We start from the raw sequence: 19,009 nt of genomic DNA on the forward strand, positions 1-19,009 counted from the left end.
GATTATGGTTGGATCTGAATATAATTTTGATTTTTTAAACAGGGGAGATGTTGAGAAACTATCTAAATCCTTTATGAAGGAGAAAACCGTTTACGCATTAAAGGAGACAGTTTTTGATTCAGGAACATTAGAGACTAAAGTATCAAGACTAAGGATTATTGATATCGAATAAGGATGGAGCTATATCGAAAATTGTCGAAATTTTTATCAAGGAATGTTACTTCCTTTTGGCGAATTGTGTAGCAAAAAGGAGGTGTGCGTGATGAATGGGATGGAAGAATTAACTAACATGATAGCGTTAGATAGTTTTAGGCTAGAAACAATTATTAGCTTATTGCTTGAAAAAGGTATTATTGGCAAGGAAGAATATGAAAATAAAATTTTTAGTTTTATTGAACGCGGTGAAGACGAAGAAGCTAAAGCTAGGTTTAAACAAATAATTAAAGAACAGTTTTGAAAAAGGAGCCTTCGGGCTCTTTTTCTATTTATTCGGCTGGGGCACAACGGCGGGGGAAACCCGCTTCCGGGATCACTAAGGGATTGGGAGGGAACAATGAACACTCCATTCTACAAAAAGCCACGGTGGAAACGTAAAAGAGCAAAGATACTTAAGCGCGATGAGTATATGTGCAGGGAATGCAAAAGATATGGAAAGACTACTCCTGCTACTACGGTACACCATATTCATCCGCTTGATTCTTACCCAGAGCTTGCATTAGTGAGCAACAATTTAATAAGTCTATGTGCGACTTGCCATGACGCAATGCACGATCGCACAAGCAGGGAGCTTACGGGAGCGGGAGATCAGTGGATGCAAAGGGTATCCCCCCCATCCCAAAATTAATAAAATAAATGCTGGGGACCGGTAAGGGGAACTCTTTCCAATAGAGCGGTCTTCCAAAAACTTTTTTGGAGAGGTGAGAGGCGTGGCAATTGCAGCGAAGGAAACTATTAAAAGAGCTACCATAAGGGATATGAAAAAATTAGGAACTCATAAACCTGAGTTTAACAGACTTATAGATATCTACGCAGAATTAGTCCATCAATACCAAAGAGCCGTTGCGGATTTTGAGGAGAGTGGTTATCAATACGAAACTGAAACCGCTGCAGGTAACCCGAAGAAATCTGGGATTGTTAGTACGATGGAAAATTTACGCAAAGATATTTTGGCATACTCCGACCGGCTATGCCTCAATCCAAAATCCCTAGAAACGGTCACTGTTGAAGTCCCTAAGAAATCTAAATTGGCGGAAGCATTGAGTGGCCTTGGATAAAAAACATAAGAATTACGATGTTGTTGTTGAGTATGCCAAAAGTATTGTCGAAGGCCGAAAGATCGCATGTATAGAACAAATTCAAGGATGCCAAAGATTTTATAGAGACTTAAAAAATCCCGATTATGAATTTAACCCGAAAGATGCAGAATTTGTTATCGGGATAATTGAAAAAACCTTCGTCCACATGCAGGGCGAGAGACTAGATGGCACACCACTTAGAGGGGAGCCTTTTTTATTGGAGCCGTTTCATAAATTCCAGGTGTATAACTTGCTGGGTTTTCATCACAAGGGAACGAGAATCCGTCGGTTTAAAGAAGGTTTTATTTATATCCCAAGAAAGAACATCAAAACATCTTTTGCTGCAGCTCTTGCTTGGGCGTTGGGATTATTAGAAAGAAAAAGCGGATCGAAGGTTTATATTACGGCGGCTGCTCTAAAACAATCCCTTGAGAGTTTTAATTTTATAAACTTCAATCTTGATCAAATGGGGGAAAAGCAAAACTTCCGGGTGATTGACAATAACCAGGAGCACAGCATCCAGGGGGGCCTTGGTGATGGATCAATTTTTATCCAAGCATTAGCCGCCAGCCCGGATAAGCAAGACTCTCTTAACTGCAACATAGGGATTGCTGATGAGATCCATGCTTATAAATCACCTAAGCAGTACAACATCATCAAGGAGGCCATGAAGGCATACACCAATAAGCTGATGATAGGCATCACCACCGCCGGCGATGACATGACAAGCTTTTGTTATCAACGGCTCCAATACTGCAAAAAGATCCTGGATGGTACCGTGAAGGACGAAGCTTGTTTTGTTTTTATCTGCAAAGCTGATCAGGACGAAAATGGCGATGTCGAATACACTAACCCGCGGATCCACGAAATGGCCAATCCTGCTTATGGGGTTTCTATTCGGCCCCAAGATATTATGAACGATGCCATGCAAGCGCAGAATGATCCGCAACAGAGAAAAGACTTTTTTGCTAAGTCACTAAATGTTTATACATCGGCTATGAGGGCTTATTTCAACATTGAGGAATTTAGGGCTTCGGACCGAAAGTATAACTGGACGCTGGCAGAATTAGCCCAGATGCCAATTACTTGGTTTGGTGGAGCTGACTTATCAAAACTTCATGATCTTACATCGTCAGCGCTTTATGGGTGTTACCAAGACATTGATATAATCATTTCTCATGCCTGGTTTCCTGTAGTAGCTGCTCATCGGAAAGCAGACGAAGACAATATACCTTTATTTGGCTGGAAAGATGATGGATGGCTTGATATGAGCAATAACCCAACAGTCAATCATGCCGAAATAGTAAACTGGTTTAAGTCCATGAGAACAAAGGGGCATAAGATTAAAGAAGTTGGTCACGACCGGAAGTTTTGCCGGGAATATTTCTTGGGCATGAAGCAGGCCGGCTTTTCGATAATTGACCAGCCACAGTATTTTTATAAAAAATCTGAGGGGTTCCGGAGGATAGAACAAAAAGCAAAAGACGGTAAATTGTACTATTTACACTCTGATGCTTTTGAGTATTGCGTCCAGAACGTTCGAGCGATAGAAAAGACCGATGACATGATCCAATACGAAAAGGTTATGCCTGAACAGCGGATAGATATTTTTGATGCCGCTGTTTTTGCGTGTGTAAGGATGTTAGAAAACTTAGAGAAATCACAAAGGGCCAGGAAGTGGCTTGATTAAAGGTAGGTGGGGCTTAGATGGGAAAATGGCGCATGAGCACAAAGATGAGAGATGCTCATGCAGAAAAAAGGAGCACAACGTCGTGGCTTTGCTCTGTTGATGCTTATAACATGCTGACAGCGGGGCCGTATACTCGGCTGGCTGATTGCCCTGAGGTACGCATGTGTGCAAATGTTTACGCTGATCTCATTAGCAATATGACGCTATACCTGATGCAAAACACCGCTAAAGGCGATGTCCGCATCCGCAATGAGATGTCCAAAAAATTGGACATCGAGCCCAATAGACTAATGACCCGAAAAACATTTATGTATAACTTGGTTAACACGCTAATGCTGGCTGGGGAAGGGAATCAGGTTACCTATCCAAGATTTAGAGATGACCTGATTGACAATTTAGAACCATTAAGACCATCCCGGATTAGCTTTATGGATACTGACGACGGCTATCTGATCAGGTATGGCGATAAATATTTTAGCCCGGATGAGGTACTGCATTTTACTATTAATCCTGATTCGGATAGACCTTGGATCGGTACCGGGTACAAAGCGGTCTTAAAGGACGTAATTAAAGGATTGCGCCAAGCTGGGGAGACAAAGCAAGCGCTCATGGAGAGCCCTGCACCATCTATCATCGTCAAGGTTGACGGATTGACTGAAGAGTTTGCGAGCAAAGAAGGCCGGCAAAAGCTATCATCCCAATATCTAGATAGTAGCGAGAATGGGAGGCCATGGTTTATCCCATCTGAAGCTTTTGAAATTGAACAAATCAAGCCATTGACATTAAACGATCTGGCAATTGCCAAAAACTTAGAGATTGACAAAAGGACGGTTGCCGGAATCTTCGGTGTGCCACCTTTTTTAGTTGGTGTCGGTGATTTTAACGCCGAGGAGTACAATAATTTCGTTGGATCCAGGATCATGTCGAAGGCGAAAGGAATTGAACAGGAACTGACACGAAAGCTGCTATATTCGCCTGATCTTTACTGGAAATTCAACTCCCGAAGCTTATACTCATACAGCTTAAGTGATATCATCTCAGCCGGAGGGGCCATGAATGACCGGGGCGCCATGAGTAGGAATGAGTGGCGGGATTGGATTGGCATGTCACCCAGGGAAGACATGGAAGAGCTGCTTATGCTGGAAAATTATTTGCCGACCAACAAACTGGGTGATCAGAAAAAGTTGAATGGGGGTGATGAATAAGTGAACCGAACGATTAGGCAGGCCCGGAGTTTGCAGACTCAATTCCGGGCGGTAGCTGCTGACGGTGAAAAATATATCGAAGGTTATTTTGCGGTTTTTGGATCCAACTATGAGTTATGGCCGGGAGCATCTGAGAGCATCGACCCACATGCTTTTGATGGTGCTTTGTCCGATGATATCAGGGGCTTAATAGACCACAAAACCTGGCTGGTACTTGGCAGAAATAAAGCTGGAACCCTTGAACTAAAGGTTGATGAGCGGGGGCTATGGGGGCAAATCAAGATCAACCAATCAGATGTGGATGCAATGAATCTTTATGCAAGAGTCGAGCGTGGTGATGTTGATCAGTGCAGTTTTGGCTTTGATATCTTGGAGGAGGAAACGGAGTGGAGAGATGATGGATCTATCCACTGGACGATTAAGAAAGTGAAACTTTATGAGGTCAGCTGCGTAACCTTCCCGGCTTATGAAGACACTTCCATTGCCGCCCGGAAAAATGATTATGACCAGATAAAAAACCGCCAAATACAAGTATGGCGGGAATCTATGAAAGTGAGGTTGAAAAAATGGCATTAAAACAACTGATATTGAACAAGCGTATGTCAGACTTAAAAAGTCAGCTTGAAATTCTGAGGGCAAAAGACGCTGACTTTGCGACAAGAAAGGCAGCTCTGGAGGTCCGCGAAACCGAGCTTGAAGTAGCAGTAAACGAAATCACTGAGGAAACACCGGAAGAAGATAAGGCTGTCGTTGATGAGTCTGTAGCTGCCTTTGAAGCTGATCAGGAAGCCCTTGGAACTGAGCAAGCCGAGAATGAAGTAGCAAAGAAAAAGCTGGAAGATGAAATCCAGACACTACAAAAAGAGTTAGATGAAATCGATAGCCGAGCAAAAACGCTATCTGCAAAAACCGAAGAACAGGAAGAAAGAAAGGGTGATAAAAGAATGACGACCAGAATTAACTTTTACGGCATGAACCATGCGGAGAGGGATGCCTTTTTTGCCCGCGATGATGTAAGAAACTTCATTGATGAAGTGCGAGCAATAAAAACGAGGGGTATCTCCAATGGAGGCTTGACCGTGCCGGACGACATGCTGGAAATCCTGCGTAACAATATGGAGCAGTACAGTAAATTAATTAAGTATGTGAATGTAAAATCTGTTGGAGGTATCGCAAGACAAAATATCATGGGTGCAGCACCGGAAGGTATCTGGATGGAAGCTGAAGGAGAACTGAATGAGCTGGACATGACGCTTAATCAGATCGAGGTTGACGGTTACATGGTCGGTGGGATCATCTGGGTACATAATAATTTGCTAAAAGACAGCGACATTGCCCTTGGAAGCGAGATTATGGACCAACTCGGCAAAGCGATCGGCAAAGGTGTTGACAGAGGGGTCCTCTTTGGTACCGGTGTTAAGATGCCTCTTGGCATTGTTACCCGACTGGCCCAGACATCTGCTCCATCTGACTGGGGAACTTATGCTCCTGCTTGGACTGATCTGCATAGCACAAACATCAAAAAACTTAATATCAACGGCGCAACGGGCGCGGGATTTTACGCTGACCTGATCGCAGCTCTTGGTATTGCCAGCCCCGCATATTCTGATGGTCGCGTATTTTGGGTGATGAACCGCAAGACACACATCAATATAATGACTAAGGCATTAGCGTTTGATGCGGGGGCAGCTCTCGTGGCTGGTGTAAGTAGTCAGATGCCTATTTTAGGGGGCACTATCGAAGAATTAGAAATCGTGGGTGATAATGAGATAATCGGCGGCTTTGGATCCTTATACTTGTTAGCCGAAAGAGAAGGATCCGCGGTTGAAAGTTCGGAGCATGCAAGATTTGTTAAGAATCAGACCGGATTTAAGGGTTATGCCAGATATGACGGAATGCCGGTATTTGGGGAGGCTTTTGTGATGGTATCATTCGACGAAACAGATGCGGCAACAAGCAGTACATTCCATGTTGACTATGCCAATGTTGATATCGGTACTTTGGCAGTGACTTCTGCTGCGTCTGCAACTAAATCCGGAGACACCATCATTACAGTTGCTGGAAAGGAAAGCTCTGGCACTACACTGGCTTATAAAGTGGCAGGTAAGGCCATCAGTGTTAGTAACGGATCTAAACTTGTTGGCTTTACAGCTTGGGATGGTGACGATGAGATCACCGCTGCAACCGGAACGATTATTACGGTGGTTGAGCTTAATGATGATAACAGAGCAATTAAGGTAGGTAGCTGTTCTGTTGTAGCTAAAGCTTAATCCGAAAGGGTGAGTTAAATGGACGCATCAATTACGGTGGCTTTGGTCAAAGAGAGATTGGGTATAAAGTCAAATGTACGCGATACTTATCTGACCGCCATTGTTGACGGCGTACTTAAGGAGCTTGAAGATGAGAAAGGGTTAGCACTTGATGACGCTAACCCTTATCATTTAATGTTTACTGTTGACTACGCGACATGGCGGTATCAGAGCAGGGACAAAGATACCGGGATGCCAAGACATCTGCAATACAGGCTGCATAATCTATTTATCCATGCGAGGGATGTAGACTGATGACGTATGATTATGAATTAACTCTGATTAATCAGACATACCAGCAAAGCGATTCAGTAGGAAATCAAATCCCCGATGAGACTAAGACAACCGTTCTTTGTGACGTAAAATCAGCCGGGAGAAGTGAGTTTTATAATGCCGCAGTAGTTAATTTTAAACCCGAAAAGGTATTTATCATGCACGGTTATGAATATAACGGGGAAAGGTTAGTTGAGTTTGAGGGGGTACGTTATCATGTAATCAGGACCTATCAGGTAGATTTTGAGGAAATTGAACTGATATGTGAGAGGAGGATAAAATGATTGAGTAAGATTAGTATTAATAAATTAGCAAAAGAGATTGCAAGTGAGTTAGAAAAATATTCCTCTAACATCGTGGAAAAAATTGATGTATCCAGTGAAAAGATTGGGAAGAAAGCAGTTAAGGCGTTAAAAGATACATCACCTAAAGACACAGGTGACTATTCAAAAAGCTGGCGCATGTCGAGTATCGAAAAAGGTAAGGGGTCACAGATCACGGCGCGAAGGATTATACATTCAAAAGAGCCTTTTTATCGGCTGACTCATTTACTGGAACACGGGCATGCGAAAGCAAATGGAGGGAGGGTTGAGGGACGGCCGCATATTGAACCGGTAGAAAGGATGGTTGTCGAGGAATTTGTCAGTGAAGTTGAGGGGGTGATAAAGAATGGTTGATCTATATTCTTTGTTGCAGGAAACCGGAATGCCTGTAGCTTATCACCATTTTAAAGAGAAACAAACACCGCCCTATCTTGTCTATATGTTCGATGAATCAGATAATTATGAAGCAGATAACAAGACGTATCATGCGATTAACCATTACAAGGTCGAATTATATACCGTGATAAAGAGCCCGCTAATTGAAGGATCAGTTGAGGCTCTTTTTGATGCTAATGAAATCATTTATGAAAAGCTGGAAGCTTACATCGAAAGCGAAGACCTGTATCAAGTGTTTTATGATATAACAATTTAAATTAAAATCGGGAGGAATGTCAAATGGGTAATAAAGTAAAATACGGTTTAAAGAACGTGCATTATGCGCCAATTACAGATACAGCTGGCGTGATAACTTATGGTGTTCCGGTAAAGATCCCAGGAGCGGTCAATTTGGTAGCAAACCCACAAGGTGATAAGTCTGAGTTTTATGCTGATGACATTGCTTATTTTGTTCAGAATGCCAATAACGGCTATGAAGGCACCTTGGAATTGGCCTTAATCCCGGATCAATTTAAAAAGGATTGCCTGGGCTACAAGGAAGATGAAAACGGGGTGTTATTTGAAGATACTTTTGCCGTGGCAAAGCCTTTTGCGCTTTTGTATGAATTCAACGGTGACGCAAATGCAATCAGACATGTATTTTATAACGTTACTGCTGCCAGACCTAATGAGGAAGGCACGACCAAAGGACAGACCATTGAGGTCAAAACGGAAACCCTGGCTATTACCGCCAGCCCCGCGATTGATACGGGGTATGTTAAAGCGAAGGCAGAACCTGCACAAGCTGTGGCTTATGAAGCTTGGTATACTAATGTGTATGAATTTGAAGCGGTTATTACACCTTAATTGGAGTTGATTTGTTAATGGAAAAAATATTAACAATAGACGGGCGCCAGGTGAAGTTTAAATCCACCGGCGCCTTTCTGTTAAAGTACAAAGCGCAATTTGGAAGGGATGCTCTGCAAGATCTTTATAAGCTGCAAACCGCTATCGATAAAAACAATGAAATAATCAATGTTGAGGCGCTTGACCTGGAAGTAATGTATAATATCGCGTGGAGCTTGGCAAAGACGGCGGATCCATCCTTGCCCCCGCCAATTGAATGGTTGGATACTTTTAGTGAATTTCCGCTCAATGACATCATCCCTGAGCTTCAGGAAATGATCCAAAGATGTTTATCCAGCACGGTATCAAGTAAAAAAAAAGCGTAGATGATGATGAGACCTCTTTTGAGCTGACCACGGAAACACTGATGCTCCGGGCAATTGAAAGAGGTCTAACTTTACGTGATTTTGAGGATCTAACCTTTGGAACGATAGCAGGCTTTATCATCACTTATAATAATGAACATCTTAAAGATAATGAACGCATCGATATAGTGCGAGATGCGGCCCAGGCAGACTTTGATAATTTTTGATTGGAGGTGGAATCGTGGCGGGAACGATCAAGGGGATTACTATTGAGATCGGCGGGAATACTCAGCCGTTAAATAAAGCATTAGAAGGCGTAAACAAAAAAACACGAGATCTCCAATCAGAACTCAGAAGCGTTGACAAATTGTTGAAGTTTGACCCGAAAAATGTTGAGCTTTCGGCACAAAAACAGGATTTATTAACTAAGTCAATTGACAACACCAAGACAAAGCTTGAAACATTAAAGGCCGCTGAAAAACAGGTTCAGGATCAGTTTAACCAAGGTAAAGTCAGCGAGGAGCATTACCGTCTGATCCAGCGGGAAGTTATCGCGACGGAACAAAACCTAAAAAAACTTGAGGGGCAATTAAAAAGCATTGGCCCTGTATCGAAAGGCAATCTGCAAGTAATCCAGGATAGTCTTGCGGAAGCTGCTAAAGAAAGTGATAAACTTTCAAATGAACTGGTAGACGTAAATCGCATGCTAAAGCTGGATAGTAAAAGCCCGGAACTGCTGGCGCAAAAACAAAAGGTACTAACGGAATCTGTTAAAAATACTAAAGAGGAACTAAACCTGCTTAAGAAGGCCGAGCAGGAAGCCCAGGCCCAATTTGCCAAGGGCGATATGGGTGGGGACCAGTACAGGGCAATCCAGCGGGAAGTTATCGGGACAACACAGAAATTAAAGGAGCTGGAGGGGCAGCTAAGCAACACAAGCAGTAAGTGGAAAGAAGCAGGTGCAAATATCGGGAATGCCGGTGAAAAAATGAAGAACATCGGCAGTACGATGAGTACGAGAGTCACCGCCCCTATCGTTGCCGGTGCAGTAGCGGCGGTGGAAGGAACCCGGGAATTAAGAGAGGACTTGGCAAAACTTGAAACAAACGCTGCGCAGGCCGGGTCAGGGGTTGAGGAAACCCAAAAGGCATTAAGAAATCTTAACACAGTATCCGGGGAAACGGATAGTAATGTGGAAGCGCTGTCAAACCTCATGCAAGCAGGCTTCACTAACAACAATTTGCTTGAGGCTGTGGACGCATTATCCGGTGCAGTGATTAAATTCCCAGACACCCTTAAAATAGAAGGATTAGCTGATGGGTTACAGGAAACCCTTGCCACAGGTGAGGCGATCGGTCCTTTTGGGGAATTGCTGGAACGCATGGGCGTTGATCTGGATACTTTTAACGAAGGGTTAACAGCCGCTAGTGCGAGCGGGGAAGAACAAAATTACATTTTACAGCAATTGGCGAGTTTAGGCCTAGCTGATGTGTGTATTTGTCAACTTAAAATTAGGCCATATAGTCATTTAATTTTCGGCCACTAAGAAAAAAAAATTTAGTCGTTTCATAAGCATATTTAGTTTTCAAAGAGCATTGTTTCACGATGAATGCTAACGCGCTATCGCTTGTTACATCCTGTATAAATGTTTATCAAAAACATGATAAACCTTTATACAGGGTTATTGTTTTTTTCTTCATGCCAGTTGCTGTTGTTGTAACCACTCCTTCGTTTCTTTCATGCGGTACGAGTTTCCATTCATGTTGACGATGTATGACTGATGCGTCAACCGGTCAATCATGGCCGCCGTCATCACGGGATCCTGAAAAATTTCACCCCATCGTTCGAAGGATAAGTTGGTTGTGATGATTGTCGATTTGCGACCAGCCCTCAGCGACAAATGGGTAAACAATAATTCAGATCCTTCCTTATCAAAAGATATATAACCCATTTCATCGGCAATAACCAAATCATATTTTTCAAAGCGGTTCTGGAAGGCTCGAAGAGTTTGCTCTGCTCGGCATTCTTTAATCCGGTTAATGAGGAGGGGAACAGTTGTAAACCATACTTTATATCCCTCCAGGCAGGCCTTTAAGCCTAGCCCAATACTCACATGCGTCTTGCCTGTTCCCGGGTTCCCCGCCAGAATAATGTTGCGCCCCTCCTGAATAAACTCTAATGTTTTCAGCTGCTTTAACTTCTTTTGGGCATCATCTGGCAAATCCGCGATGACCAAATCTTCAAGGTACTTTTTATGTGTAAATTCAGCCAGACGAATGCGATTATGCCGCGAGGCTTCCCGACGAGCATCACATTCCTTCTCCAGTAACTGCGCCAGAAATGCTTCATAACTGGCATCCTGCTGCGTTGACTCCCGAACTTGCTCATCCAAATGCTTACGAATCATAGGGAGTCTCAGTTCTTTGCTATATTCCAATATCGCTTCCTTAAACGCCTTGCGCGGCGCGTTACTCATGCAACGTCCTCCTTTGCTTTTGGTGTATGGGTATCAAACATGTCATCGTACATGCGAAGCTGCTGTGCTGACCGCTCTACAATCTCTTTTCCCGTTTTCGAGAGATTTGGTTGAACAACAGGCATCGCGTCACGATTCCTAGCACAAAGCACTTTAATTTTATCCGTAGTCACTTGAGCCGGATGAATTTTCTCCAGCTCCCGAATAGCTTGCTCGACTTCCGCAAATGGGACATCGTCTCGAATATATTGCAATAGCTGTATAAATTCCTTGTCTTGTTTGGTATAATATGTTTCGTATATTTCTTTTATCCTTTTAGGAGCCTGCTGCCATGCCGCACTACCGGCAAATGCACCAGGTTTTTTCCTTAGCGTATCCAAATAATGATTCAGATCAAGCCGCCACTCGTGGTTGCCGGTTAATCGCACATGCTCCGCTACCAAGGATTCCTGATGGAAGCATCGCACCCGGGTCGCATATGCTTTAATCATGATCGATTCACCTACCAAATGATCCGGTACTGAGTAACGATTCTGATCAACGATGATGGTGGAATATTTGTTCACCCGTCCATAAATCACGCGAGCTGCATCAAATGGTGGAAGGGTGGGCAGCAATGCGGGGCGCTCTTCTTCCAATCGTTCCTCCGCCGTCTGGCCGTTGTACTCATCATGGGACTTACGATTACGCTTAGTGCACACATCCTGCAAATATTGATTTGCCTCCTCCAGGGATTCAAATTCGTCCCGAAAAGCGAAGGCTTTTCGGCGAACGACCTCGACGCTTCGCTCCACATGACCTTTTTCGTTGCCCTTGCGAATATTGCAAAACCGATACTGAAAACCATAGTAGAGCGACAATTGAAGCAATCCTTGCGTCGGCTCCTTCTCCGTTCCAATAAACCTTTTCACCGCGACTTTCATGTTATCGTACACCATGGTACGATACACTTGGCCGATATGCTGGAAAAACAGGGCGTGTGCTTCCTGAAAACACTCTGTTGTTTGTTTGGTGAACAGATAAGCAAAGCGATAGTTCCCGTAAGCCGTTGTGAATACGGCCATCTGAAAAACTTGAAATTTTCCATTAATTTTTAGTTTAACCTCACCCCAATCAAATTCGCAAATGTCTCCAAGTTCATACAGAGCCTTAATAAACGCTTCCTTTGGTTTCCGTTCCAAGCTTCTAATGGTTCGAAGAACGGTACTGTAACTTAGTTGAGTACCCTCGGCTTCCAGTGCTTCAAAGATATCAATGGCTTTTTTTTGCTGCTTGTGCCGCCCCTGATTTCGCTTAGTTTCATTCTCGTCAAGATAGAACTGGATCCTGTTCACAACCTCGTCAGTCATTTTTCTTTTGGGTCGAATGCCCACAGTATACTTGGGGGCAGAAGTGAGGGTGTCGACTAGTGCCTGGATATCTGCCGACCCGCTCGACAATAATTGCTGTCTCCCTTCCTCATATTGTCCAATGTACTTTCCTACGGTGTCCCGATTGATCCCTGTTATTTTCGCAATTTCCCGGCGCGATTTCCCTTCATGAATATGCATCATTAAAATTTGTTGCTTGATGTTCATTGTGATCATCTCTCCCAGCCCCTACCTGTTGAATTTCCTCTCAAGTAGGTTAATCTATTGTGGCCGGTTTTTCAATGACTACGGTGGCCTACTATTAGATTACCATAGACAGATGTGAATGCCGCTTATAATGAATTTAATAAAGAATTAGTTGATAGCGCTAATGCGCAATTTGACTTACAAATGGCCATTGCGGAGCTGGGAGAAACCCTTACGCCGGTTATAACTAAAATTACTGAGTTGACAGCGGGATTGTTGTCCTGGTTTAACGATTTATCTCCGGAAACTCAAAATTTTATTGGTATGATTGTATTACTTGTTGCGGCAGTTGGACCTGCCTTAATGGTTTTTGGTCAGATCGCGATGGGGGTAAGTTCCCTGATTGGTATCTTTGGCGCGGGCGGTGCCGCGGCCGGCGTATTAAGCGCGGCCTTCGGACTATTGACGGGCCCGGTCGGTCTGGCAGTGGCAGCCATCGCTTTGCTGGTTGGAATAGGTGTTGCATTATATGAAAACTGGGATGAAATTAAGGAGGGTGCGGCGGCTCTTTGGGATGGCCTGAAAGGCATTTGGAGCGGCATCGTTGATACGGTAAAAGGAGCTATTGACAAGATCCAGGGCTTTTTTAAATTTGAGTGGTCTTTGCCGAAAATAAAGCTGCCGCACTTTGATATACAAGGTAAGTTTAGTCTTAATCCGCCCAGCGTGCCGTCATTTGGTGTGAAATGGTATAAGGAAGGAGGGATATTTGATAAACCTTCGCTGATCGGAGTTGGTGAGTCTGGACAAGAGGCAGTGATCCCGATTGAAAAGCTGGATGGAATTATAGCAAGCGCACTAGAAAAAGTAATCGGGAGTATTGGGCAGCGGCAGGACGGCGGCAGTATTGCTCTTCAGGTGGGCACATTAATCGCTGACGATTACAGTCTTAAGCAGCTGGAAAGAAAATTAAAAGGCATGAGGATTGTGGAAGATGTGAGGGTGGGTGCTACGCGATGAAATTAAACGGATATGATATACCCGCACCTATCACGATGTCAATAGATCCTTTCGAGATTGCCAAAGTTAACCGGACAGCGAGCGGAAAGTATGTCAAGGATGTAATAGCCATAAAAAACAAATACAGCCTGTCCTACAAGGGCTTAAAGCCAGAAAGTATGGCTGTCTTTAGAAGCGCCTATGAAGCGGGAGAGGCGGTTGATTTTATTTATAACGATGATAAAGGCGAGCATATCGTTTCGGTTTACATTACTGCATTAACCAAGGACATACCAAAGTATCATAGTGATTTAGCGCAAAACGTTAATATTACTTTGGAAGAAGAATAAGGGGGGTGGTGAAGTGATTAGTGTATCAGAAGCTTATAAGGCCGCCATTGACGCGAATCGCAGACATATTATCCCTAAAGTACTGGTTTATTTTAATACAATCCCTGCGGAATTTTCGGGGGATGAAGTTATCTCCCTAAACTTGCTGGAAGAAGCAAGAGCGGAAACCGGTAATCCCCTGGGAGCGGTATCGTCAAATGAATTAACTATTACTTTAGATAATACAAACCATCACTTCACGCCAACAAATACAGCAAGCCCATACTACAACCGACTTAAGCCGAATGTAAAAATTGAAGCTTTTTTAGCTTTAGAAATTACTACCGGGGTTTATGAAGATATACCGCTAGGTATTTTTTATACGGCAGAATGGAAAGAGGGAACTGTAACGGGGTATGATGCTTTATGTGCTCTTGGCGCCATGGACGTTCCGATGGTCAAGCCAAGGGAAGACACGACAATAGGCACTATGTTTGCCGATCTGTTTGAAGCGCTTGAAGTAGACAGTTTTTATGTTGATCCAAGGTTAATCCAATCTGTAAGCATCGGATGGCTGCCGAAAGGGTCGGTTAATCAAGCACTGCAATTGTTATGTGCTGCCGGTAATTGTTTTGTAAACGTGGACCGTTTTGGTAGAATTAAAGCGCAAAAGAATACCCCATCCGGTGTGGCAGTTGCGACATTAAAGGACTCTAATCAGATTTTACATGCCGAAAACCCTCAGAAGTATTTGGGTATCTATAATGCTATAAAGCTGACTTACTCTGGGGTTCGAATGGGACGTAAAAGAGAAGAAATTTTAAAGATCGAGGACGCAGAGATTGAATCCGGTACAAGCGTATTGGACAAAACAGACTTTTCCGGCGGCCCAATTGGGCAGGTAGAAAAAGTGACACTGCTCAAGCCGGAAGAATGTTACATGTCCACAGTGGCCTATGATGCCTGGTCAATTATCATCAATACGGAAAACCCCGGGGAGGACGAAAAGCTTGACATAACGGTAACCGGCTTCCCAATCACCGTGAAGACGCGTCACAGGGAAGTAATTAATGAGGCATTGGTGGCGGATTGGGGCCGGAAAGAGCTGCAAGTCGAAAACTACCTGTTGCAGCATAGGACAGTAGCCCAGGAGTATGCTGAAGAAATACTATCTATCATGAGTGATCCCTTTAAAAACTTTTACCTCGATGTAAGGGGGAATCCTGCACTGGAAATTGGTGATGTCGTAACAGTAGATGATCCAACAGACAGGATTCCGTTAACGAATATTGTGATTGAACGGATTGAATTGGCTTATGATGGGGGTCTATCCGGAACAATCGAAGGCAGTAGGACGATCTTATGACCGTTGTGTATTCTCGTAGTAAACTACGAAATAGCAATGCCGAATCCGGGACATTGGAATACTGGGAATACCTTAATGTAGCAGTAGTACCGGGAGGCCAGGAAGATAGCACTTTTTGCTTTCAGATTGCATCAACGGGATCTATGAAACAGTCTGTATCGTCAAATACCCAACCGCCTGATGTGAAAGTAGGCGGTTTCTTCCTGCCCGAATATCCGACAACAGAACCAGAAAAAAAAGTATTCATGAAGGTAATTCATCACTACGGCGATAACAGTAAAGATGAACATCTGATACCCTGCGTCGAAGCTGCCGGCGGGGTAGTTGAAGAGGTGACCGTCTGATGGCATTTGTATGGTTTGATAGTGACTTGCATGGATTACCCATAGTTTGGACAGCAATAGAGGCTATATGTGAGGTAGACCTAGACCAGGAGCTGCTGTCCTCTGACTTCGAGGTGCTGACAGTAGGCCTGGAAGGGTATGGATACTTTGATAATCTGTTTTTTAGCCGAAATAGGACGAATGAGATTATAAATGGTTCAGATGTGATGAATTTGCTCATAGAGCCATCATCTGGAGAATTTGAAATACCTGTATTCGCCAGCGTGAAAGAAGATTGCACTATTGTTGCGGCGCATATTGTCCCTCACGAGAATATAACCGGTGATGATAATGACTATTGCCAATTAAAGTTGGTGAACAAGACTCAGAATAAATTGCTGGGGACCAAGACCTTTAAATTGGGCAATGATGCAAATGCTTTTGAAATGACCACCATGGGCGGCATAATGGAAGAGATTATGGACTATGGAGATGTAGTCGCCTTCGAGAAAGAAGATTTTGGCAGCGGCATATCTTTACCTCTGCTGCTTTTGGTTATTGAATGGAATCTGGCATAACACGTATTTATGCATAATAAAATACATTCGGAGAGGAGGCTAGATTATGCCGTGGACACGCATTAGAGTACGAGATCAATATCTCTCATCTTTCGCTAATGATTCAATAATACAATTTCCTTTATTCCGCCATCCAAATTATTTTCCTGATATACCACAAAGCGAGAATTATCAAACGCTTTTTTTAAATAACAAATTATATGGTATAAAACGCGTTGATTCCTCAACATACTCAACGATAACCATCACATGTTATAATTTTACGAATTACGACATCTTATGGCAGAAAACTAAAACGGTCCGTTTAGGAGCGCTCTATTATTATTCGACAGCCTTAACAAATGAAGGGGATATATTGATTTATTGTGAAGACCCTTCAAATAACATATATATACAAAGACTGTCTGGGATAGATGGAACTGTATTATGGACCGCAGGTAATTTGGGATCACTTCATAATTATACGTATGATAGCGTAAGCAATGCTATTTTCTTCAATATGTATGATAGCAATGACCCGGATCCATTGGGACCTTATTTTAGGATAAGGATGGATGCGGTAACCGGGCAAATTGATTACAAAATACCTTATGATTATAATTATGAAGGAGATAGTGTTCAGCCCTTAATATCTGAGGGGGAATGCATAGTCACTCCTTGGGGGCGATGTATTCGATTTGGGCACCGGTACGAACCAGGTAACGAAGTTGCTTTCCTTTCGGGTGTTGATATTAATTCAGGTCAGCTGTTATGGAGCCGACAAGTAAGGCAATACAGTAAAATTTTAGGGCTAGATGCAAGTAACCAGCATGTTTATTTTCTTTCCCCACCTTCAGTCTTATCTACTATAGATCTTTATGGTAATACTATTAACGAGACTGATGGTCAAATTTATGCCTTTGATAATTTAGGAGAGCTTGTATGGCCGGCGCCATCGATAATACCGACAACGTCCGTAAATATGAGCGTGGTTTGCTGGGCTGCAGACGAAGAATACATTTATACTTCTTGGTCTACCGGAACCCCTAATATTCTGGTGAAAACCAGAAAAAGCGACGGTGCCACAGTTCAAAGATTTGAAGATACTGAAACTCTGGTAGTTAGGGATATGGTTTTATTTGTGTCGGCCGGTGTAAAGTATCTTGCCGTACTTCGAAACCATCGTTTATACAGTACCCCCATTCGAATTGATATTTTAGATGTAAACGATCTTAGTATTGTAGTTCAAACGCTTGGAGTCAATAGCCCTTCTCCCGGTTATGGTGCGTATCTCCTTGCTGAGGGAGATGCTCTATACGCTCAAGTTAGTTCCCGGTTAACCAAATACAGCAAAATCAATCCTGCGGTATCTTATTATTTAGAGTTACTTAATGCATTCAGCGTTACTCCAAATGATACACAATACTCCCTAGAATATAATGAAGTACAGTTAGGCAGCAAGCTAAGATTTCAATTTAAAGATGACGTTGATATTGAATCTATTACAAAAGAGACACTGAAGATCCAGCACAGATATACTACGGAACAGGCCCCCTATGTTTGGCGTGAAGGGGAAGGGACCTTATTAGAACTGATTAGTGCGGAGGACGATAAGGCTCAAAGTATTGATTTATCGGCCCTTGGATTTAATCTAATGTTTAACAACATTATTAGATCTACCTTATACGTGGGCACTAACGGTATTATGGGATTCGATGATACAGTGAGTTACGACTATGGGAGTGCCTTACCTCATGCGAGTCATGAAACATTAATCTGTCCTTTCGCGGGAGATTTTGAGGGCGTCCCTGATGTAACCCGTATTACTTATTGTGTCAAAGCTACTAGCCCCAGGGAGTTAGTTATTACATGGGAAAATACTTTTTTCTATGGGAAAAATGACACAATAGAAAAAGGATTAACTTTTCAGTGTGTATTTGTTGAATACACAAATACAATTTATTTTAATTATAAAGATGTCCTTGTAGGCGATGCGACTAAGGACTACGGGAACGGACGCACTATAGGTTTTCAAAATGCTAATAATCCAGAAAGTATAGGATTATTTGTTAGGGGGTTAGATAATCCTTCTGTTCATAATGAAAGAGCCATAAAACTAAATTCTAATATAACCTATCATAATGTAGAAAACTTTTTGGCTATAACCGTCCTGCCTACATCTGATCCCAAAATAGTGGATATAGTTATTCCTGAACTAAAAAGTAAAAGTGTATACACTGTTACTTTAACGCAGGGAATATTTTCACCTGTTATGGGCTATTTAAACAAAGAATATAGATATACTGTTTTTTCTGATGTGTCACTAGGTAGTTCAGCCATTACCCCTTTTGAGTGCAGCCCCCCGCAATTACTGGAACCTTTTCAGGCTACAAGCGCCAAATGCCCGATAGTATTTTCTTGCCCGACTCCGGCGGGAGTGGATCCTCAATGGCTATTACACTTCGCAGTACGAGCTTATGCAGACGAAGCGGGAACGCAATTAATATCAGAGGTACTGTCAACAGCTGCTCCATGGGAATTTTTAATTTCGGTAGACAATGCAACATGGCAACCTTTCCCCGGCGCGGGTGTGCCTCCGGAGATGTATGGGTGTAGGATTAAAGTAATGGCAGATTTAGGGCCTAGGACGGGGGTGTGGATTAAACTGAGCGTGGGCGCAGAAGAATCTTAGTGGGGTTTAAAAACAAGCGATTCAATAGCA

At 43.0% G+C, this 19,009-nt stretch carries 23 protein-coding genes; 21 read left to right on the forward strand and 2 right to left on the reverse strand.

From position 1 onward, the window contains the following. The first annotated feature begins 4 nt into the window (after positions 1-4). From CEQ75_RS18350 to CEQ75_RS09335, 15 genes are all read left to right on the forward strand, one after another. Positions 5-172 carry a hypothetical protein gene (locus CEQ75_RS18350; RefSeq protein ID WP_157677394.1) on the forward strand — a complete coding sequence of 56 codons (168 nt, stop codon included), beginning with the start codon at positions 5-7 and terminating at the stop codon, positions 170-172. A 90-nt stretch (positions 173-262) separates the two neighbouring features. After that, positions 263-457, forward strand: a complete 195-nt coding sequence (locus tag CEQ75_RS09270) for a hypothetical protein (protein ID WP_089610080.1) — start codon at positions 263-265, stop codon at positions 455-457. Positions 458-625: 168 nt separating this feature from the next. Beyond that, positions 626-844: an HNH endonuclease signature motif containing protein gene (locus tag CEQ75_RS09275; RefSeq protein ID WP_242965468.1), complete on the forward strand. Its 219-nt coding sequence runs from the start codon at positions 626-628 to the stop codon at positions 842-844. Positions 845-926: 82 nt separating this feature from the next. Then, positions 927-1,274, forward strand: a complete 348-nt coding sequence (locus CEQ75_RS09280) for a P27 family phage terminase small subunit (RefSeq protein ID WP_089610082.1) — start codon at positions 927-929, stop codon at positions 1,272-1,274. Continuing rightward, on the forward strand, positions 1,261-2,985 hold the full coding sequence (locus CEQ75_RS09285; protein ID WP_242965073.1) for a terminase large subunit: 1,725 nt from the start codon (positions 1,261-1,263) through the stop codon (positions 2,983-2,985). The genes CEQ75_RS09280 and CEQ75_RS09285 overlap by 14 nt, the downstream gene beginning before the upstream one ends. A 17-nt stretch (positions 2,986-3,002) precedes the next feature. Continuing rightward, positions 3,003-4,190 carry a phage portal protein gene (locus tag CEQ75_RS09290; RefSeq protein ID WP_242965075.1) on the forward strand — a complete coding sequence of 396 codons (1,188 nt, stop codon included), beginning with the start codon at positions 3,003-3,005 and terminating at the stop codon, positions 4,188-4,190. Continuing rightward, positions 4,191-4,766, forward strand: a complete 576-nt coding sequence (locus CEQ75_RS09295; RefSeq protein WP_089610083.1) for an HK97 family phage prohead protease — start codon at positions 4,191-4,193, stop codon at positions 4,764-4,766. Further along, a complete protein-coding gene (locus tag CEQ75_RS09300; RefSeq protein WP_157677395.1) occupies positions 4,757-6,460 on the forward strand; it encodes a phage major capsid protein in 1,704 nt (567 codons plus the stop codon). The genes CEQ75_RS09295 and CEQ75_RS09300 overlap by 10 nt, the downstream gene beginning before the upstream one ends. An 18-nt stretch (positions 6,461-6,478) precedes the next feature. Next, positions 6,479-6,754 (forward strand): hypothetical protein, encoded by a 276-nt coding sequence (locus tag CEQ75_RS09305; RefSeq protein ID WP_089610085.1) that lies wholly within the window; start codon positions 6,479-6,481, stop codon positions 6,752-6,754. Next, positions 6,754-7,056 (forward strand): phage head closure protein, encoded by a 303-nt coding sequence (locus CEQ75_RS09310; protein WP_089610086.1) that lies wholly within the window; start codon positions 6,754-6,756, stop codon positions 7,054-7,056. Before CEQ75_RS09305 ends, CEQ75_RS09310 begins: the two co-directional genes overlap by 1 nt. Then, complete coding sequence (locus CEQ75_RS09315; protein ID WP_198306493.1) at positions 7,057-7,449, forward strand: HK97 gp10 family phage protein; 393 nt, start codon at positions 7,057-7,059, stop codon at positions 7,447-7,449. Beyond that, on the forward strand, positions 7,442-7,747 hold the full coding sequence (locus CEQ75_RS09320; RefSeq protein WP_089610087.1) for a hypothetical protein: 306 nt from the start codon (positions 7,442-7,444) through the stop codon (positions 7,745-7,747). Before CEQ75_RS09315 ends, CEQ75_RS09320 begins: the two co-directional genes overlap by 8 nt. 23 nt (positions 7,748-7,770) lie before the next feature. After that, positions 7,771-8,337 (forward strand): major tail protein, encoded by a 567-nt coding sequence (locus CEQ75_RS09325; RefSeq protein ID WP_089610088.1) that lies wholly within the window; start codon positions 7,771-7,773, stop codon positions 8,335-8,337. A 17-nt stretch (positions 8,338-8,354) separates the two neighbouring features. Beyond that, entirely contained in the window at positions 8,355-8,702 is a 348-nt protein-coding gene (locus tag CEQ75_RS09330) for a hypothetical protein (protein WP_089610089.1), read from the forward strand. Positions 8,703-8,922: 220 nt separating this feature from the next. After that, positions 8,923-10,227 carry a coiled-coil domain-containing protein gene (locus CEQ75_RS09335; protein WP_089610090.1) on the forward strand — a complete coding sequence of 435 codons (1,305 nt, stop codon included), beginning with the start codon at positions 8,923-8,925 and terminating at the stop codon, positions 10,225-10,227. Positions 10,228-10,377: 150 nt separating this feature from the next. Here the strand turns inward: CEQ75_RS09335 and istB are convergent, their stop codons facing one another. Both istB and istA read right to left on the reverse strand, forming a co-directional pair. Then, positions 10,378-11,157, reverse strand: a complete 780-nt coding sequence (istB, locus tag CEQ75_RS09340) for an IS21-like element helper ATPase IstB (RefSeq protein ID WP_089608935.1) — start codon at positions 11,155-11,157, stop codon at positions 10,378-10,380. Beyond that, positions 11,154-12,743: an IS21 family transposase gene (gene istA / locus CEQ75_RS09345; protein WP_089608934.1), complete on the reverse strand. Its 1,590-nt coding sequence runs from the start codon at positions 12,741-12,743 to the stop codon at positions 11,154-11,156. Before istA ends, istB begins: the two co-directional genes overlap by 4 nt. A gap of 105 nt (positions 12,744-12,848) precedes the next feature. Here istA and CEQ75_RS09350 point away from each other — a divergent pair, with 105 nt between their 5' ends. The 6 genes from CEQ75_RS09350 to CEQ75_RS09375 are packed head-to-tail and all read left to right on the forward strand — an operon-like array spanning position 12,849 to position 18,979. Continuing rightward, complete coding sequence (locus CEQ75_RS09350) at positions 12,849-13,733, forward strand: hypothetical protein (protein WP_089610091.1); 885 nt, start codon at positions 12,849-12,851, stop codon at positions 13,731-13,733. Beyond that, a complete protein-coding gene (locus tag CEQ75_RS09355; protein WP_089610092.1) occupies positions 13,730-14,062 on the forward strand; it encodes a hypothetical protein in 333 nt (110 codons plus the stop codon). Before CEQ75_RS09350 ends, CEQ75_RS09355 begins: the two co-directional genes overlap by 4 nt. A 13-nt stretch (positions 14,063-14,075) precedes the next feature. After that, positions 14,076-15,407: a hypothetical protein gene (locus tag CEQ75_RS09360; RefSeq protein ID WP_089610093.1), complete on the forward strand. Its 1,332-nt coding sequence runs from the start codon at positions 14,076-14,078 to the stop codon at positions 15,405-15,407. A 5-nt stretch (positions 15,408-15,412) separates the two neighbouring features. Then, positions 15,413-15,751, forward strand: coding sequence for a hypothetical protein (locus tag CEQ75_RS09365; RefSeq protein WP_157677396.1), 339 nt, complete (start codon positions 15,413-15,415; stop codon positions 15,749-15,751). Then, complete coding sequence (locus CEQ75_RS09370; RefSeq protein ID WP_089610095.1) at positions 15,751-16,308, forward strand: hypothetical protein; 558 nt, start codon at positions 15,751-15,753, stop codon at positions 16,306-16,308. The genes CEQ75_RS09365 and CEQ75_RS09370 overlap by 1 nt, the downstream gene beginning before the upstream one ends. A 46-nt stretch (positions 16,309-16,354) precedes the next feature. Next, positions 16,355-18,979, forward strand: a complete 2,625-nt coding sequence (locus CEQ75_RS09375; protein ID WP_089610096.1) for a hypothetical protein — start codon at positions 16,355-16,357, stop codon at positions 18,977-18,979. Positions 18,980-19,009 lie beyond the last annotated feature (30 nt).

The sequence above is a fragment of the Dehalobacterium formicoaceticum genome, assembly GCF_002224645.1.
Lineage (GTDB): Bacteria > Bacillota > Dehalobacteriia > Dehalobacteriales > Dehalobacteriaceae > Dehalobacterium > Dehalobacterium formicoaceticum.

What these genes read in the sequence shown, in the direction of transcription:
- CEQ75_RS18350 (WP_157677394.1), top strand. Translation starts at nt 5, where the DNA reads ATGGTTGGATCTGAATATAATTTTGATTTTTTAAACAGGGGAGATGTT.
- CEQ75_RS09270 (WP_089610080.1), top strand. Translation starts at nt 263, where the DNA reads ATGAATGGGATGGAAGAATTAACTAACATGATAGCGTTAGATAGTTTT.
- CEQ75_RS09275 (WP_242965468.1), top strand. Translation starts at nt 626, where the DNA reads ATGTGCAGGGAATGCAAAAGATATGGAAAGACTACTCCTGCTACTACG.
- CEQ75_RS09290 (WP_242965075.1), top strand. Translation starts at nt 3,003, where the DNA reads ATGGGAAAATGGCGCATGAGCACAAAGATGAGAGATGCTCATGCAGAA.
- CEQ75_RS09300 (WP_157677395.1), top strand. Translation starts at nt 4,757, where the DNA reads ATGGCATTAAAACAACTGATATTGAACAAGCGTATGTCAGACTTAAAA.
- CEQ75_RS09305 (WP_089610085.1), top strand. Translation starts at nt 6,479, where the DNA reads ATGGACGCATCAATTACGGTGGCTTTGGTCAAAGAGAGATTGGGTATA.
- CEQ75_RS09310 (WP_089610086.1), top strand. Translation starts at nt 6,754, where the DNA reads ATGACGTATGATTATGAATTAACTCTGATTAATCAGACATACCAGCAA.
- CEQ75_RS09320 (WP_089610087.1), top strand. Translation starts at nt 7,442, where the DNA reads ATGGTTGATCTATATTCTTTGTTGCAGGAAACCGGAATGCCTGTAGCT.
- CEQ75_RS09325 (WP_089610088.1), top strand. Translation starts at nt 7,771, where the DNA reads ATGGGTAATAAAGTAAAATACGGTTTAAAGAACGTGCATTATGCGCCA.
- CEQ75_RS09330 (WP_089610089.1), top strand. Translation starts at nt 8,355, where the DNA reads ATGGAAAAAATATTAACAATAGACGGGCGCCAGGTGAAGTTTAAATCC.
- istB (WP_089608935.1), bottom strand. Translation starts at nt 11,157, where the DNA reads ATGAGTAACGCGCCGCGCAAGGCGTTTAAGGAAGCGATATTGGAATAT.
- istA (WP_089608934.1), bottom strand. Translation starts at nt 12,743, where the DNA reads ATGATCACAATGAACATCAAGCAACAAATTTTAATGATGCATATTCAT.
- CEQ75_RS09355 (WP_089610092.1), top strand. Translation starts at nt 13,730, where the DNA reads ATGAAATTAAACGGATATGATATACCCGCACCTATCACGATGTCAATA.
- CEQ75_RS09370 (WP_089610095.1), top strand. Translation starts at nt 15,751, where the DNA reads ATGGCATTTGTATGGTTTGATAGTGACTTGCATGGATTACCCATAGTT.
- CEQ75_RS09375 (WP_089610096.1), top strand. Translation starts at nt 16,355, where the DNA reads ATGCCGTGGACACGCATTAGAGTACGAGATCAATATCTCTCATCTTTC.